Source organism: Hymenobacter cellulosilyticus (assembly GCF_022919215.1).
Lineage (GTDB): Bacteria > Bacteroidota > Bacteroidia > Cytophagales > Hymenobacteraceae > Hymenobacter > Hymenobacter cellulosilyticus.
The window spans coordinates 1,921,444-1,937,676 of the sequence record NZ_CP095046.1 but is presented as its reverse complement, the minus strand read 5'-3'; the positions used below and the strand labels follow the sequence as shown (position 1 = coordinate 1,937,676).

Sequence of the window (16,233 nt, the reverse complement as noted above, 5' to 3'; positions counted from 1 at the left end):
GGCCTGGACTACCGCTGGCCTTTGCACGCTTCTATTCAAAGAACGATATTTTGCGTACGTGTACGGTAATAGCCAGTTAGGTCGGCTCTCACAGGCCTTTGTTGCCAACGACGTGCATGCGTAAGAAGAAACCCACTCTGCCCGAGCCAATGAACCGGCTTGCTTCCCCCTTCCCTATTGGGGATGCCTCGGAGAGTGCGACCGATGCGGAATCTTTACTCCAGCACTTGCCCTGGGGCGTGGTGGTGCTCAGCGCCCAGGGCACGGTGATGCGCCTCAACCAGCAGGCCGCTACCTGGTGGGGCGCACCGCAACAGGATCTGCAGGGCCAGCCCCTGGAACAAGGGCTTGGGAAAGGGCTGCTGCCCGCCGACCTCCAACAGGCCTTGCAGCAGGTGACCAGCAGCGACCAGCGGCCCTTCCGAGAGTTTTTTTTGCCCCACTGCCAGCAATGGGTTACGATGGCCAGTGCCCGCCACGCCGACAATTGGGTGGTATACTGGCAGGATATTACGGCGCAAAAGCACGGTGAACACCTGCACCAAGCCCAGCAAACGGCCAGCGACACCCTGCTGCGGCGCACCGAGGCCGTGGCTAACATCGGTAGCTACGAGCTGGAGCTGGCCACGGGTCACCTGTATTTTTCCGATGGCCTGTTTCGGCTGTTGGGTGAGGAGCCCGGCGCCTTTACGCCCACCTCGGCACTACTTGACGCCCGCTCCCACACCGAAGATATTGTATTAGTCGAGCAGGTGCTGGCCCGGGCCGTAGCCGACCGCCGACCTTACTCCTACCAGCGCCGCATCTACCGCCCCGATGGCCAGCTGCGCCTGTTAGAAGCGCATGGCCGGGTGGAGTGCAATGAGCTGGGCCAGCCGGTGAAGCTGCTGGGCCTGGTGCAGGACATTACCGAGCGCCAGCAGGCGGCTCAGGAATTGCTGCGGGTGAAAGACGAGCTAGCCCAGCGCGCCGCCGAGAGCTACGCCACGCTCTACAACACGATGGACGAGGGTTTCTGCGTGCTGGAAGTGCTCTTCGATGAAGCGCAGCAGGCAATTGATTATCGTTTTCTCGACGTCAATCCTGCCTTTGAGAAGCACACCGGCTTGTACAAAGCCCAGGGCAAAACCATTCGCGAGTTGGTGCCCACCATCGAGCCCCTGTGGGCCGACGTGTACAGCAGGGTATCCCGCAGTGGTGAGCCAAGCCGCTTCGAGGCAAATGTGGAATCGATGAGTCGCTGGTTCGACATCAATGCCTTCCCCATCGGCACGCTTCCCGACCGGCACGTGGCGGTACTTTTCACCGATATTACTGCCCGCAAGCAAACGGAACAAGCCCTTCGCGAATCGGATGACCGGTTGCGGCAGGCGGTAGAGTTAGCTCATCTGGGCATTTGCTCCTGGGACTACCGGCAGCACCTCATGCGCGGCAATGACGAACGGTTCCTTATGCTGGGTCTGGACCCTAGCCAGGAAGTGCTGCCATTGGCCCAGGCCATGGCGCTTACCCACCCCGATGACCGGGCGATGTGGGCCTCCATCCACCACCAGGTAGAGACGCGGGGCGAATTTCAGGCGACGTACCGCATCGTGCGCCACAACGATGGCGTGGTCCGCTGGCTTTCGGAAGTGGGCCGCGTAGTGGAGTGGCAGCGCAACAAACCCATGCGCGTCAGCAGCGTGCTGCTCGACGTAACGGCCCACCACGAAGCGGCCGAAGCCCTGCGGCGGTCGGAGGAGCAGTTCCGCCTGCTTGTCACCGCCACGTCGGATACCGTGTACCGGATGAGCCCCAACTGGACCCACATGGAGCACCTGATCGGCAAAGACTTCCTGGCCGATGCCCTAAGCCCGACGCCTACCTGGACGGAAGAGTACATTCCCACCACGGATCAGCCCCGGGTGCAGGCGGCTATTGCCGAGGCCATTAGCCGAAAAATTCCGTTCGAGCTGGAGCACCGCGTGTTACGAGCCGATGGTACGGTAGGCTGGACTCATTCGCGGGCCATTCCCGTGCTCGACGAACAGAATACCCTTACCGGCTGGCTAGGCGCCGCCAGCGACGTAACCGCACGCAAGCAGGCCCAACAGCAACTGCTCGCCTTCAACGCCGACCTGGAGCGGCAAGTACTGGAGCGCACCCGGGCCCTGGTGGAAAGCCAGGCTCGGCTGCAATCGGTATTCGATTCGACTACCACCGCCGTCACGCTGCTGCGGGCCGTGCGCGACGGGCAGGGCTTGCTCGTGGATTTCGAGTACGTGCTGGTCAATGCCGTCACCCAGGCACGCTACCCTGGCCAGTCCCTGATTGGGCAGCGCCACGGCGAGTTGCACCCGGGGTCCTACCATACGGTGATTTTGGAGCGATTCGTAGCTGTGGTCGAAACCGGCCGGCGGGCAGACTTCGAGGTCTATTACGACCACGAAGGCTACAACCACTGGTTTCGATTGGTGGGAGTCAAGCTAGGGGACGGCCTGCTTTATACGGCTGAAGACATCACGGCCCGCAAGCTGCTCGAACAGGCCCAGATCAAGAGCTATACTCTGCTGCAGGAGTCGGAAGCGGTGGCCGGCATGGGCAGCTGGGATTATGACCTGGGTACGCAGCAGCTGATGTGGTCCGACGGCCTCTACCGCCTTCTGGACCGTCCCGTGGGCAGTCCTGTCCGCCTCCAACACTTTCTCGATGCCGTGGTAGACGACGACCGGACCACAGCCGGGCACTTAATTCGCATCCTTACGGCCGGCACCAGCAGCTTCGACACGCTGCTGCGGCTGCGCGTGGGCGACGAGGTGAAAACCGTGCGTTTTAAAGCCGTCCTGCTTCCCGCTGCGCCGGGAGCGCCGGAGCGGGTACTGGGCGTGTGCCTGGACGTGAGTGACGTGCAACGGCTGGAAGCCGAGAACCTAGCCCTCAAACTGGACCAGCACAAAGAGCTGCTGCTGGCCATTCTGCAGGCGCAGGAAAACGAGCGGCAGCGCTTAGCCGAGGTGCTGCACAACGGTCTAGGCCAGGTACTGTACGCCACCAAGCTGCACCTCGACCAGCTGGGTACGCCCACGCTGCTGGCCCTGCCGGCCCTGGCCAGCCTGCATCAACAAACCGCCCGCCTGCTGGCCGACGCCATGCAGCAAACCCGTACGCTGGCGCACGAGCTGGTACCGACGTCGCTCGTCGAGTACGGCCTGGCCGCGGCGGTGCGCGACGTCTGCCGGGATTTATCCACGCCGCAGCTGCGCGTTGAGTGTCATATCTGGGGGGAGCCGCAACACCTTCCCCAGCCGATTCAGGTGACTTTGTTTCGCCTCGCCCAGGAGCTGGTGCACAATATCGTCCGGCACGCCGGGGCCTCGCAGGCCACGCTGGAGCTGGAAATCTTGCCCAACGGGGTCAGCCTGCGGGCTGAGGACAACGGCCACGGGTTCGATGCGCAGGAGGCTGCCGAAGGCCTGGGCCTGCGCACTGTCCGTGATGCGGTGGCCCTGCTGGGAGGTACCGTGGCCATCGACTCTTCGCCCGAGTTCGGTACCCACATTCGCTTGCGCATTCCCCTACCCTTATTCTCCTAGCCATGATTCGCATTTTCCTCGTGGACGACCACACCCTTATCCGCGACGGTCTGCGGGCCCTGCTGCTGGCTGACCCGCAATTCGAAGTGGTGGGTGAGGCCAGCAACGGGCAGGCCTTGCTGGACCAGTTGGCAACGGTGGACGCCGACGTGGTGCTGCTAGACCTGAACATGCCCGTGCTTGACGGACTGGCTACCACGCACCGCTTGCGGGAGGAGTATCCGCACCTGCGCATCCTGCTGCTCTCGATGATGACCCACGAGCGCACCATCGGGAGGCGCTGGCGGCGGGGGCGCACGGCTACGTACTCAAAAACGCGGATAAGCACGAAATTGTATCAGCGCTGCTAAGCGTTGCGGCGGGCAAGCGGTTTTTGTGCTCGGAAATTGGCTTGGGCCTGCTGGAAAAGATTTTGGTACACGAGCCAATTCAATCCGAGGTGGTTTCTGGGGTTCCGTTGACGCATCGGGAGCGAGAAATCCTGCTGTTGGTGGCCGAAGGACTCACGAATCAGCAAATGGCCGACCAGCTCTTCACCAGCCGGCGCACCGTGGAGACGCACCGCCAGAACCTGCTGGAAAAAACCGGCGCCCGCAACACCCCCGCCCTGATCAAGTACGCCATGGAGCGGGGCTTGCTCAAGCCCTGACGGACCGCTTTCGTGCTGCTTGGTCCACCGGGCTAATTACCTCAGTATCGCCTATACCCCTTTCGATTCTGGTACCATGACTGTATCCCGGTATAAATACGGGGATACAATCGGGTATCTACCTTGGTAAACCGGGTAGGTATGCGGAGAAGAGCAGGGCCGGAAAACCGTTCCTTTGTGTAAGTGCCTGGGAATCTTGTTTCAATCCAGTAGCCCTGCCGGAAGAGCGCCTTCTGGTTTTACCTGCCGCGGCACCCTGTCTTGGTAGTTCACCCAGCGCTTTCGTGTAGTTGTATGCAAAAACTCTTTGAGCCTTCAGCCGCCGCGCCCAGCGCGGTGCCCGCGGTACTACCCGTGAACCTCGCTGCCTTAACGGCCGAGCAATTGGCTGACCTGCAGCTAGCGCCACCGGCGCAGCTGCTCATCGACTGCCGGTGGCTTCCCTTGCCACATCCCTTGGGCATCGGTCATTTTGTGACGCAGCTCTTGCAGCTGCAACGGCCCGGAACCGGTGTCTGGCTGTGCAACGTCCATCCGGTGTTATCCCGCTGCATCCATTCTCTTCAACTGGGAACCATGTTCCATTTGAACGGATAAAGAAATGTTGTTGCACTGCTAGCATCAAGCTGGTATTCGTGCTTGATCCAGAAAACACCATGACCCAGCCCCTTGCCAGCAAACAGCCGAAGTCATACCGGGACATTATCGTCATTGGGGCATCCACCGGTGGGGTGGCGGCGCTGATGGAGCTCGTCAAAGCCCTGCCGGCCGACTTTCCCGCACCCATTTTCGTGGTAATGCATATGCCGGCGGACTCCCCCAGCCTACTGCCGCAACTGCTCAACTCGGTGGCTGCCCTCCACGCCCGGCATCCGCAGGATGGGGAGGAAGTGGAGCCGGGCATCATTTACGTGGCCCGGCCCGACCACCACTTGCTACTCGAAGGCAACCGGGTCTTGGTGACACGTGGCCCCAAGGAAAACCGGTCCCGGCCCTCCATCGACGCCCTGTTCCGCTCGGCGGCCTATACCTACGGCCCCCGGGTCATTGGGGTAGTACTCACCGGCTACCTCGACGACGGCACCTCCGGCCTGTGGTCGGTGCAGCGCATGGGCGGACAGGCCCTCGTGCAAGAGCCCCACGATGCCGAGCAGCCCTCAATGCCCACCAATGCCCTGGAATTCGTGGCGGCCGATTACGTGGTGCCTCTGGCCCAAATGGGAACTTTGCTCGTCCGCCTCACCCAGGAGCATGCCCCGGCAAAAACCCGCTTGTCTGCCGCGGAGCTGGACCTGCTCAAAATCGAGCTGACCATTGCCAAGCAAGGGGGCGGCTTCGAGCTGGGCATCATTGACAAAGGCAAGCTCACCCCCTTCACCTGCCCCGATTGCCACGGCGCGCTGACGCAGCTCATCGAAGGCCAGCTGATCCGCTACCGCTGCCACACGGGCCACGCCTACACCGTCAGCGCATTGCTCAGTGAGGTTACCCAATCCGTGGAAAGTATGCTTTACCAGTCCATGCGCGGGCTGGAAGAAACCAAGATGCTGCTCCAAAACCTGGGGCAGCACTTCGCCGATGACCAGCAGCAGGCCGTGGCCAAGCTGTTTTACCGCAAAGCCGATGAAACCGGCCAGCAGGCCCGCGTCGTGCACGAGTCCATCCTGAAGCACGAGGCCCTGAGCGGTGACTTGCAGTTTGAACGCAAGAAGTTACGCTAAGCTCATGAGAAAAGCCGCGCATACCGCCCGTACGGGCCGTGTTGATACCCGCTGCCCTTCTGGTACAATGACCTGCTACCCCACGGTGGCTAGCCTACAATCTGCAGCTCCAGCGGCTACGCACGAAAGAGGCATAGCCGTTTGAACAGTTATCCTATGCCCGTATCTGACCACGAACTAGTGCAGCGCTTGACGAATCGGGAGGCGCGGGCCATGACCGTGTTTTACCAGCAATTTGGCCGGGCGCTACACGGCACCGTACTGCGCGTGGTGGGCAACCCGCAGAGTGCCGAAGACGTGTTGCAGGAAAGTCTGCTCAAGGTCTGGGTGTCGATTGCCTCGTACGACGCGGCCAAAAGTCAGCTTTTCACCTGGGCCGCTGCCATTTGCCGCAACGCGGCAATCGACCATCTGCGTAGTGCTCGTTACCATTTGATCAAGCGCATGGCAACCCTGGAAGACACGACGGGCCGGCAATTTATTGCGCCCACGGAATTTAACCCCGAGCACATTGGTGTGCCAGAGCTCCTCCTCGGACTCCGGCCCGAGTATCGGCAGGTCCTGGACCTGCTGTATCTGCGCGGCTACACGCAGGCGGAAGCTGCCGAGGAGTTGCGGGTGCCTTTGGGTACAGTCAAGACTTGGTCCATGGGGGCTCGGCAACGGCTGTCTCGTCTAGCACTTTAAGACATAAACCCATGACGTGGGTTAGGAATCTTAATAAAGAAGTGACCTACCCGAAACAGTAGCCAAGGCTTTTTGTATGTTCAAGAAGACGACACCTCTATCTCAAGCTGATTTCATGCAACACGCAGGGCACCCCACGCTGGCAGAGGAAATTGTCGCCGCTGAAATAGCTTATTTTCGCCAGGTTGACTTATGCCCTCTGCGTAGCGAGGAGCAGCTAAGCCGCAACGAATTGCCGGAGTACGCCCCTATTCAGGCCTTCGCCACGAATTGCCCGCTAGCCATTGCGCGCACCATACTCGAGCGCAATGGCTATTCACTGCACCACTATATGGCCCGTCATCTAACGCCCGAAGCGTGGTCAATCTGGCGGGCAGGCAGCTTGCTGCTTGGCTCCTAAGGAGAGCCTGTGCGTTCATCCGGTGGGACGAACTAGTCCCGGTACGTGCTTTTTAACAGGTATTATACCAGCCCTACCCAATTTCTTGCGCGTCGCCGTTCACGTGATGCTCCTCTTTCCATCATTTCCGCCAGCTTCACGAAGCAAGAGCAGACGAAGTATCCTAGGCGGGATTGTACCTTGGGTACAGGCTGATCATGCCTCCTCTAGGCGATACGAGTAGGAATGCGTCGCAGCACAGGGGCGAGAAGGAGAAGCTCCCTGGTGCAGCAGGTGGACGAGGCTTCTGCACGCACGCTACGGTGCGTCGGATGATAGAGGGGCCGCCGGTATAGCGGCTCCGGAGTCCGTTGAAGGGATAGAATACAGCGGTACGCCAAAGGCTTGCAGCAGGGCTTGTATATGCTCTTCCTGCACGTCGGGGCTGGGAAACGGAATAGGAGTAGCCTGCAGCACCACATCGATGTCCGTAGCTGCTACGTGGCCAAACCCCATCGACCAGTCCGCAAAGCGCCGTACCGGTTCGGGCCCTTCGCCAATGGTCACGATGCGCTGGTGGCGGACGTCCTGTTGAATGCGCGCGTAGAGGGTGCGTACTTCCTCTTGCGGACCTTCCAGGACCTGCACGAAGTGTCCCTCGCTGTATAAGAGCAAACCCGTAATCCGGTGCTGGGCGTTATACGCGCGACTCCACTCCAGTAGCTGCTGTAGGTGCTGCTCTGCCATTGGCCCAACGGCTTGGCTACGGTAGAGCAACTGATAGATGCTCGTGTCCAGTAAGTGCAACACCTCGTCTAAGGTGAGGTGGCCCCGCTGGTAGTTTTCCAGCAAGTGCCGCTCGTAGCGACGCGGCGCCAAGGAGGTATTAGTTGTCATAGAGACGGCCCAGGCGACGGCCCGCTGGCGTTGCGCTTCGGTGTAGAGCATAGGGAGAAGTAGAATAAGGAGAAGCTGTCCTATACCTATACGGTGCTCGTACTCGCTATATATACCAGTTTTGACGCCGCAAATACGGATTTTCCATCTTGTTCTTTATAGCGAAATAAGCAACCCGCTGGTGAAACCATGAAGCGGGATTCATTTGGAGTTAAGAAGGGCGGGCTGACACACTTGTTACTATATACCGTTCGATTAGCAAAAAGAAGCTTCCCTTCGGGCCTACTGCTGAACAGCAGATTAGCTGTACTCTGAACACGGCCCCGTTTGACGTGAGGGGTACGACGGCCGCCTCCAGTAGGGGCTGCCCCGGTCATTGCTGTCCGTATTCGCCTAACAGCAGGCAATAGCATAGCACGGACGAGCCCGGCACTACCCCAAGGATGTGCCAAAGATCATGCGTGGCAAAGAGCATATCCGCGTAGCGATTCAATTGCATGCCGGGTACCTGGGAAGAGAGTTAAGCGCAGTCTCCATAGTGGGCTTCGGAGTAAAGAGCTCGTTGATAGGACAAAATTAGACTTCCCAGTGCGAGCACATTTTGTTAAAAAGGTCGAATCTACTTTGTTCAACTGCTCACTGTTCCTTGCTATGTAGGGCCAGACTGATCTAACCCCTGGCCGCTAGATAAAATGCGCTCTAGTTCAGCGAAACGGTGGTCTCGTCGTCAACGAGCAGGGTACCCGAAATAGCGGCCCTGGGAAACGGGGAAGAGAGTTACGCGGTGCGGCCGGAGGCGTGGGGCAGATGGACGAGAAAGGTGGTGCCCGCCCCCAGCTGGGACTGTACTTCGATGCGGCCGCCCGCGTTTTCGACCATGCGCTTGACCATGTAGAGACCGATGCCGGTGCCTTCGACGTGGTCGTGGAAACGCTGGAACATGGTGAACAGGCGCGGCAGGTGGGCTGGATCGATGCCCAACCCATTGTCGTGCACTTCGAGCACGGTTTGTTCAGCGTGCACATGGGCCCGTACTTCCACATGCGGCGGGCGGCTGGGGTGGCGGTATTTGACGGCGTTGCTGAGCAAGTTGTAGATGATGCTGCGCAGGTTCTTCTCGGAAAACTGCACGGGCGGCTGCGCCGATACGTCGATGAACAGCGTGGCACCGGCCGCCTGTAGCTGGGGTAGCAGGTCCTGGCGCACGTCCTCGACCACGTTGGCCAGGTTGACCAAGGTGGAAGGAGGAGTGTGCTCTTTCTGGAGCTTGGACACGTCCGTCAGGTGGGCAATGGTGCGCTTGAAGCGTTCCACCGACTCTAGCATGCGGGCCAAGGTAGGGCCGACCTTCTCCTCCTGGGCCACCTGTTCGGGCAACTCCCCCTGCAGCAAGTACAGCAACCCCTCAATGTTGGAGATGGGGGACTTCAAATCGTGGGAGGCCGTGTAGATGAAGTTGTCCAAGTCCACGTTGGTACGGGTGAGCTGCTCGTTGGTCGTCGTTAGCTCTGCGGCCAGGCCCTGGGCCTGCTGGCGGGCCTGGACCTGTTCGGTGACTTCAAAGGCAAAGACCAGCACGCCGTCGGGCTGCCCGGCTGCGTCGCGGCGGGCCTGCTGGATGTAGTTGAAGTAGCGGTCTTCCAGCTGCCCGTCGACGGGGCGGGCAATAGGAATCAGCAGCGCCTTTGCCTCCAGTGTGACGCCCTGCTCATACACGGTTCGAAAGCCCTGGTACACAGTGTGGTCGGCAATTTCGGGCATGGCCTCGAGCAGAGGAAGGCCCAGCAGCCGGCGGCCAGGAAACAGGGCCTGGTAGCCCGGATTGACCAGCTCGTACACCAGCGCAGGGCCGGCCAGGATGCAGATGGCAGCGGGTGCCTGCATGAACAACTGCTCCAGGCGCTGCTGTTGTGCCGCCCGCTCCTGCCGGGCCAGCACCTGCTCGGTGACGTCGAAGGCGAAGATGGACACGCCAGCCACGGCGCCATCTTCCTGGTAGGCCTGGTAGGTGAAGTTGAAATAGTAGGGCCGGGGCGGCTCTCCAATGGCAGACGGGGGCGTGAAGGGCTGCTCGGAGCCAAAGTAGGTTTCCCCCGTCTGGTAGACCTGGTCGATCAGCACCTTAAAGCCCTGGGCTACCAGTTCGGGGGCAGCCACCGCCAGGTCGAGGCCCACCAACTGACGGTCGAGGAAAAAGGCCTGGTAGGCGGGGTTCACGTATTCATACCGGTGGCCGGGGGAGCGCAGCAGGGCCACCGCTGCCGGGGTCTGCTCGAACACCTGGTACAGGGCCTGCCGCGCCTGAGCCTGCTCCTGGACGGCCGCCAGCACCTGCGTCTGCAGAGCCTCGGCCTGGTGGCGGGCGCGCACCCGCTCGGTCACGTTGAGGGCCAAGCTCATCACACCTTCTATGTGCCCAGATGCGTCGTATTTAGGCTGCAGCGTCAGGTCGTAGTACTCGTCGTGCTGTTCTCCCCCAGGGTAGAGGTTGTCGAAGCGCTGGGTGGTTTCACTGACGTGCACGGGTTGGCCGGTGCGGAACACGCGGTCAAACGGCTCGTGCTGCGCTTCGGGCAGTTCGGGCAGGGCCTGGCGGCGGGGCAGGCCCTGCAGCAAGCGGCCAGCCAGCAGGGCCTGAGTGCGGGGGTGCACCAAGGTCCAAATGTGGTCGGGGCCCTGGAAGAGGTTGATCTCGGCCGGGGCCTGGCTGAAGAGGCGCAGCAGGCGGTTGCGCTGCTCCACGGCGACGGCGCGGGAGTGCTCCGCGTCCTGGGTGCGCTCCTGCACCCGGTTCTCCAGCTCCTGGTTGAGCTCCTCGACCTGGCGGCGGGCGCGTACTTGCTCGCTCACGTCGTAGGTGAAGTCCATGACCCCATCAATGTGGCCCTGTACATCGCGCAACGGGTGCAGGGAGATGTTGAGAAAGACCTGCACCGGCTGCCCGTTGCCGTGAAAGTCGAACCAGCCTTCCATTTCCCAGAGGTAGACCGGCTCGCCGGTCCGGTACACCTGGTCAAACAGGGCCACAACTCCCAACTCGACGGCCTCCGGGATCCCCTCGCGAAACGGCCGGCCGAGGAAGGAGCGGTGGGGAAACAAGCTCTGATAGGCGGGGTTAACGAATTGGTAGATGTGGTCGGGCCCTTGGTACACGGCAATGTAGGCGGGCATCTGCGTGAGCACCTCGTGGAAGCGTTGGCGCTGCTGTTCGGCCACGGCGTGGGCCGCCTGCTCCGCAGCCTGGCTCGTGCGCAGCAGCAGTTCGGCCTGGCGGCTGGCGGTGATGTCCTGGACAGATTGAATGATGAACTGCACCTGCCCGGTGGCATCGAGCACGGGCGTATGGCGCGGCAGCCAGTGGCGCTCCAGGAACCGGCCGGGCTGGGTTCGGTCGGGCACATCGTAGTGCTGCGGGGCCATCTCGTGCGGCTTGCCGGTGGCCAGCACCGTTTCCAGGGAGGCGCGCACATTGGCCATACCGTTGGCCTCGGGCGTCGCGGGGTTGTCGGGGAAAGCGTCGAAGATATACTGCCCCACAATGGCCTCCCGCTTGGTGAGCGCTGCGGCCAAGTAGTCGTCGCTGGCACCGAGAATGATCCATTCGGGGATAGCAGCAGGGTGGCCCCGGGTTGGGCGTTGAAGACGGGCAGCAAGTCAAGTGGGGTAGAGTCCGTAGGCATTCAAGCAGCGTTGAGGTCAGAGTGGCAGTACGAAAGCCGAGGGTATAGAGCGAAGTTTCCGGGAAAAGAAACGAGCGGGCCAGCTGGTCCGCCCGTTTTATTCGTGCCCATAATGGGAGATGTTTTTTCGTTTCCTGAGGCATCCTTACCTACCCTTTCGATGCTAGTTCACAAAAAGGGTCCGAAAAGCAAAAGGAGCATATCTCTAATGGCAACCACATCAAAGAGAACCGTCGCGTAGGCGGCGGCGCGACCTTTTGCGTATACACGGACCCTGCGCTGCTACCTTGATGCTCCTTTCGGTGGCTCTTCCTACATCAATATTCTGTCCCTTTTATGGCTTCCTCCCCGTCCATTCCAGCGTCGTCCGGCTCCGAAAAGAAGCAAGTCCAAGCCCTACAGCAGAAAAACACCCGCCTACGGCAACAGAAGACGGCCGCCGAAGAGCAACAAGTAGAGCAGCAGCGTTACGAGCGCAGCCAGGAGCGGTTTCGGACGGTGTTCGAGAACTCGCCGATGGGCCAGAAAATCATTGACCCGGACCTGCGTATCCGCCAGGCCAACCAGGCGCTGGCTACCATGCTGGGCCTGAAAAACCCGAAGAAAGTGGAAGGGCGCAGAATCATTGAATTTGCCCACCCCGACTTTGTCCAGGATTGGGCAACGTTACAGGAGCAGCTCTGGGCGCATAAAAAGCCCTGGTTTGCGCTGGAAACCTGCCTAGTGCGCGTGGATAAATCCTCGTTTTGGTGCCGGGTCACCTCGGTGCTCTTCCCCGATGAAGAAGGCGAGCTGGGCTACACCTCCTTGGAAGACATCACCGAGCGCAAGGAAATGGAACTGGCTAACCAGAAGTTGTACGACACGCAGGAAACGATGCTGCATCTGGCGGCCCATGACCTGAAAAACCCTATTGTGCACATCCGCATGGTGATGCATCTACTACGGACCCACGCCGGCGTGCGCGGCATCGAACCGGAAACAGACCGGCTGGATGTGGAGAAGCTATTGGGCGTGGTGGAACAGGCCTGCGGCACAGCCGACGCGCTGCTGCGCGACGTGCTGTTTCTGGGGCAGCTGGAGGCTGACCGCTCTAGAAAGCACCGCACCGACCTGGGGGCTCTGCTCGACAAACGCCTGCAGGCGTTTCGTCTCGCGGCCCAGGAAAAAGAAATCCACCTGCACTTAGAGTTGCCCAAGACCCCCATTCACGCCAACATCCACGCCGACAAGTTTGGGCGCATCCTCGATAACTTGCTTTCTAATGCCCTGAACTTCACGTTTGCCGGGGGCACCATCCGCGTGGCCCTGCGCCAGCTTAAAAACAGTATCCGCCTAGTCGTGAAGGACACGGGACTGGGCATTCCTGAAGCGCTGCAGCCGCATGTGTTCGACAAGTTCAGCAAGGCCGCCCGGCCAGGCCTGTACGGGGACACCACCACGGGCCTGGGCTTGTTCATCACCAAGCAGATTGTGGAAAAGCACCAGGGCAAAATCTGGCTGGAAAGCCGCGAAAAAGAAGGTACCACCTTTTTTATCGAGCTACCCTGACGCGTGGGGTGACCTAGTATTGTGCGACCGGAGGTAACGAACACCGGCTTCGTCCTGCCTTTCCCGTGGCCCGGCGGCAAGCTGCAGGCACCGTCCTACTAAGGACGCATTATTCAGCAAAACGGTCTTATAAACGAACAATCGGCAGAGTGTAAGTCCAAGTTGAGGGGGATACCAATGACACTTTATAGGTGAATCGACACCTCCATCAGATACCTCTACCGTACCTGCGCCCTGTGCCTCGTCGTTTCACCTTGTCCGCCGCCAAGCGAGAGCAGTAGCTGGCCCTGCCAAGTTCATCCGCCAATGCACACTCAGCGAAACCAACCTGGCATTGATTCACCAGCACCAAGTCGCAGCCAATCATTTGGACGTCGCCGTCCAGCTTTACTACCTGCGGCATCAGGGCCTAGTGCTGGGTCTTAAGCAGAAACCCGCTCATTACCTGTCAGAGCTTGTCGCCTGCCAACCTTAGCTCTCCTATATGCACTGGGATACCTATGTACACGCTGTGATAGGCTGTCCTTGTCGCCGGAGAGCACCACGATTTTGGTGATGCCGTCGGCCTGCAGTTAGCGCTCCAGGAGCAGAGCTGCTTTTACCACTAAATGTTGGGGCAGGCTTCCGGTTAGGGCAACTAGCCGTTTTTAAGCTCATCTACTTCCTCAATTCCGGGACAGTTCATTAATTCCTGTAGAGGAATTTCAAATGCACGCGTGAGGGAAATGAGGATGTCAAGAGTCACCGAGAACTTGGCTAACTCAAGGCGTTGGATGGTGAGCTTTGAAACATCAGCCATATCAGCTAGAGCCTGCTGGCTAAGTTGTCGTTGCTCCCGCAGCCGGCGCACGTGAAGCCCAAAAACTATAAGACCGGCCGGATTTTTCACCAGCGCAAGGTCTACTAGGCTTCAAAGCGTTTAGATACATATGTGTATCCAAATCAAGGAAAGATCAGTAGCTTTGAGTCTAACTTGTTTAGCTATATGGTAAAAACGGCCTCAGAACTATCGCGGCGTGAGCTTGACGACCTTTGTACACAGTATCAGAAGCAGTTGGAAGGTCCAATGCAGCGGCAACAGCTTGCCATCAACTGCGCCAGCGACTACTTCAGCGGCATTCCTGAGCCTGAACGGACTCCTGAACTGTCCGCTCTACAAGAAATCTTCTCGGAAGTCGCGGGAGACCCATTGTGGAAATACCTGCTCGATGACCTGGAAATCATGAGAGAGGAGTTTGAGACGCCAGAGTTGCAAAACGAGTTCTGGTTCGACTTTCAGCATATAATCTATGTGCGGGCGTGCCTAATGAACCTGTACTACCCCCTAGCGCAGGAAATGGCGACGCAGTATGGTTTCAAACTGCCTGAAGAGGCAAACACATTCCTCATTCAGGCACAGCCGATGCCTAACGCCTTGGCCTCATCGCCCTTGTTAAGGCAGACAGATGAGGGTACCTATGTAGGTCTATAAACGCTTGTACTATTCAATGAAACTTTTACGCACAGCTTTTTTTGCAACATGGCCCTATATGATAGGGGTGCTCTTCTTTCTTATTGAATGGAGTATTGGTGCAGTTATACTGACTTACTTCTTACAGTGGCTCGGTTGTGGAGTTACTATGCAGCGTGTTGTAGCAACTATTTGGTTGTTGCTAGCTTCCTTTAGGGCAGCAGCGCGCCACAGCCGGCAGAAACGCAACACGCTGTTGCAGATGTATATAGATGGCGAAATAGATACTCACCCCGACGACATGAAGTAGAGTTGAGATTCGTAAGGGCCAGATGGAAAATAGACCCACCCGGTCTGACAATTGCGTTTCCATTTGCTTCAATCCCCCCTATTTTTACCAGCTACTCCGCGCCAGTGAGTAACGGTCTTGATACATATACTATCTAATCTATCTACTAATAGCCAGAAGACAATTCCCCTAGTGATTATGCAATATTCTATTATAGGTTAAGGCCGCAGGTAAGCTAATTGGCGTTTTACACCTGTTCTGTTGATGCGGAGCTGTACCATTTGAGCACTGGCCTGATAGTGCTCCATAATTTTGGCATTGTCCCAACCCCTGCTCAGCGCAAACAGCAACGCTGCCCGCGGTAACAATAGCGTCCACCCTAAGCAGTCGGCTTCTAATTCTTGCTCTTCTGGGTAGAGCCGCATGTAATCGGGTAAGTTCTTGCCGGTATCGACAGCGGATAACTTGTGACCGCAAAGAATGTGCGCAACCTCGTGCATAACATTGCTTTGCTGGCGTGCCGGCGGATGCACCCCGTTGTGGACAATAAGGTGTGAGGATTGCTGGGATGGGTGAAACGGCATGGTAAGGGCCGACCAATGCTTTCCGCTGGGGTGGCACAGTACCGAAAGACTCTCCAGGGAAAGGCCATCCATCTCTTGAACCACGACGACTTTTATGCGCAAGTGTTCGCAGAGACGAAAGGCACACAATGGCTCATGCGACCGTAATCCAAGTTCGTGGCGCAAGGATTCTGCTTTTCGCTCTGCTTTTGCAGCGAAACCGTGGGGGAGTTTGGACTTGGCGACCACTGAGACGCTATTTCATTAGTGCCCGTGGGCTTCTTGGCTCACCTGCCGATAGGCAAGTTGTATCATTTCTATCAGCGCTTGTGCCGTAGCCTTTGGCAAAACGCGGTCGGCCCGTAAGTGGGCTACAATTTTATCACTTCCGGCAGCCGCTGATTCTTTGGTTTCTGTGGCTTCGTCGGTAATGGTAAAAGTATCGGTAGGGACGTTCAGCCATTTGCAGAGCTGCAAGAAGGTATTCACGTCTGGAACGGAGCCTTGCTCAATTCGGGAGAGAGTGGAGGCGCTGACTTCGCCTATCTCCTGGGCTACTGCTCGTAGCCCGCGACCCGCTCGCTTGGATTTCACCATCGCGGCAAGTTTGTCAGTGTCAAGTTGTACGCTCATGATGGGTTAGTGACATTGTTGCGCAAAGAAAACATTTGTTTCACTAATGGAACAATTGCTGAAAGTGTTTCGTTCATGAAACAGACGTGTCGCAGAGTAGACAAGCATATTTATTATACGCATGCCAAAATGCAACGGCGGCTTTTTTCCTGTACAAAACAA

At 58.7% G+C, this 16,233-nt stretch carries 15 protein-coding genes; 10 read left to right on the top strand and 5 right to left on the bottom strand.

From position 1 onward, the window contains the following. Positions 1–116: 116 nt before the first annotated feature. From MUN79_RS09610 to MUN79_RS09580, 7 genes are all read left to right on the top strand, one after another. A complete protein-coding gene (locus MUN79_RS09610; RefSeq protein WP_244677460.1) occupies positions 117–3,572 on the top strand; it encodes a PAS domain-containing sensor histidine kinase in 3,456 nt (1,151 codons plus the stop codon). A gap of 2 nt (positions 3,573–3,574) precedes the next feature. Beyond that, a complete protein-coding gene (locus tag MUN79_RS09605; RefSeq protein ID WP_244677459.1) occupies positions 3,575–3,922 on the top strand; it encodes a response regulator in 348 nt (115 codons plus the stop codon). An 89-nt stretch (positions 3,923–4,011) separates the two neighbouring features. Continuing rightward, positions 4,012–4,221, top strand: coding sequence for a response regulator transcription factor (locus tag MUN79_RS09600; RefSeq protein ID WP_244677458.1), 210 nt, complete (start codon positions 4,012–4,014; stop codon positions 4,219–4,221). 294 nt (positions 4,222–4,515) lie between these two features. Then, positions 4,516–4,818 carry a hypothetical protein gene (locus tag MUN79_RS09595; protein WP_244677457.1) on the top strand — a complete coding sequence of 101 codons (303 nt, stop codon included), beginning with the start codon at positions 4,516–4,518 and terminating at the stop codon, positions 4,816–4,818. Between the two features lie 38 nt (positions 4,819–4,856). Further along, positions 4,857–5,942, top strand: a complete 1,086-nt coding sequence (locus tag MUN79_RS09590) for a chemotaxis protein CheB (protein WP_244677456.1) — start codon at positions 4,857–4,859, stop codon at positions 5,940–5,942. A 156-nt stretch (positions 5,943–6,098) separates the two neighbouring features. Next, positions 6,099–6,629 carry an RNA polymerase sigma factor gene (locus tag MUN79_RS09585; RefSeq protein ID WP_244677455.1) on the top strand — a complete coding sequence of 177 codons (531 nt, stop codon included), beginning with the start codon at positions 6,099–6,101 and terminating at the stop codon, positions 6,627–6,629. 76 nt (positions 6,630–6,705) lie between these two features. Then, entirely contained in the window at positions 6,706–7,029 is a 324-nt protein-coding gene (locus MUN79_RS09580) for a hypothetical protein (protein ID WP_244677454.1), read from the top strand. A 297-nt stretch (positions 7,030–7,326) separates the two neighbouring features. Here the strand turns inward: MUN79_RS09580 and MUN79_RS09575 are convergent, their stop codons facing one another. Together MUN79_RS09575 and MUN79_RS09570 are read right to left on the bottom strand one after the other, a co-directional pair. After that, complete coding sequence (locus MUN79_RS09575) at positions 7,327–7,956, bottom strand: BLUF domain-containing protein (protein WP_244677453.1); 630 nt, start codon at positions 7,954–7,956, stop codon at positions 7,327–7,329. A 726-nt stretch (positions 7,957–8,682) separates the two neighbouring features. Next, positions 8,683–11,499, bottom strand: coding sequence for a PAS domain-containing protein (locus MUN79_RS09570; protein ID WP_262923055.1), 2,817 nt, complete (start codon positions 11,497–11,499; stop codon positions 8,683–8,685). Between the two features lie 422 nt (positions 11,500–11,921). Between MUN79_RS09570 and MUN79_RS09565 the strand changes: the two genes are divergently transcribed. Both MUN79_RS09565 and MUN79_RS31765 read left to right on the top strand, forming a co-directional pair. Next, a complete protein-coding gene (locus MUN79_RS09565) occupies positions 11,922–13,136 on the top strand; it encodes a PAS domain-containing sensor histidine kinase (protein WP_244677451.1) in 1,215 nt (404 codons plus the stop codon). A gap of 187 nt (positions 13,137–13,323) precedes the next feature. Next, positions 13,324–13,611 (top strand): DUF4158 domain-containing protein, encoded by a 288-nt coding sequence (locus MUN79_RS31765; protein ID WP_375378244.1) that lies wholly within the window; start codon positions 13,324–13,326, stop codon positions 13,609–13,611. 162 nt (positions 13,612–13,773) lie between these two features. On the opposite strand, the gene MUN79_RS09560 is transcribed toward MUN79_RS31765, so the two are convergent. Beyond that, positions 13,774–14,025, bottom strand: coding sequence for a helix-turn-helix domain-containing protein (locus tag MUN79_RS09560; protein WP_244677450.1), 252 nt, complete (start codon positions 14,023–14,025; stop codon positions 13,774–13,776). Positions 14,026–14,121: 96 nt separating this feature from the next. Between MUN79_RS09560 and MUN79_RS09555 the strand changes: the two genes are divergently transcribed. Beyond that, the gene (locus MUN79_RS09555; RefSeq protein WP_244677449.1) at positions 14,122–14,607 is read left to right on the top strand and encodes a hypothetical protein; all 486 of its coding nucleotides are present in this window, start codon (positions 14,122–14,124) and stop codon (positions 14,605–14,607) included. Positions 14,608–15,093: 486 nt separating this feature from the next. On the opposite strand, the gene MUN79_RS09550 is transcribed toward MUN79_RS09555, so the two are convergent. Beyond that, entirely contained in the window at positions 15,094–15,687 is a 594-nt protein-coding gene (locus tag MUN79_RS09550; RefSeq protein WP_244677448.1) for an ImmA/IrrE family metallo-endopeptidase, read from the bottom strand. 15 nt (positions 15,688–15,702) lie between these two features. Further along, positions 15,703–16,071 carry a helix-turn-helix domain-containing protein gene (locus tag MUN79_RS09545; protein ID WP_244677447.1) on the bottom strand — a complete coding sequence of 123 codons (369 nt, stop codon included), beginning with the start codon at positions 16,069–16,071 and terminating at the stop codon, positions 15,703–15,705. Positions 16,072–16,233: the final 162 nt, after the last annotated feature.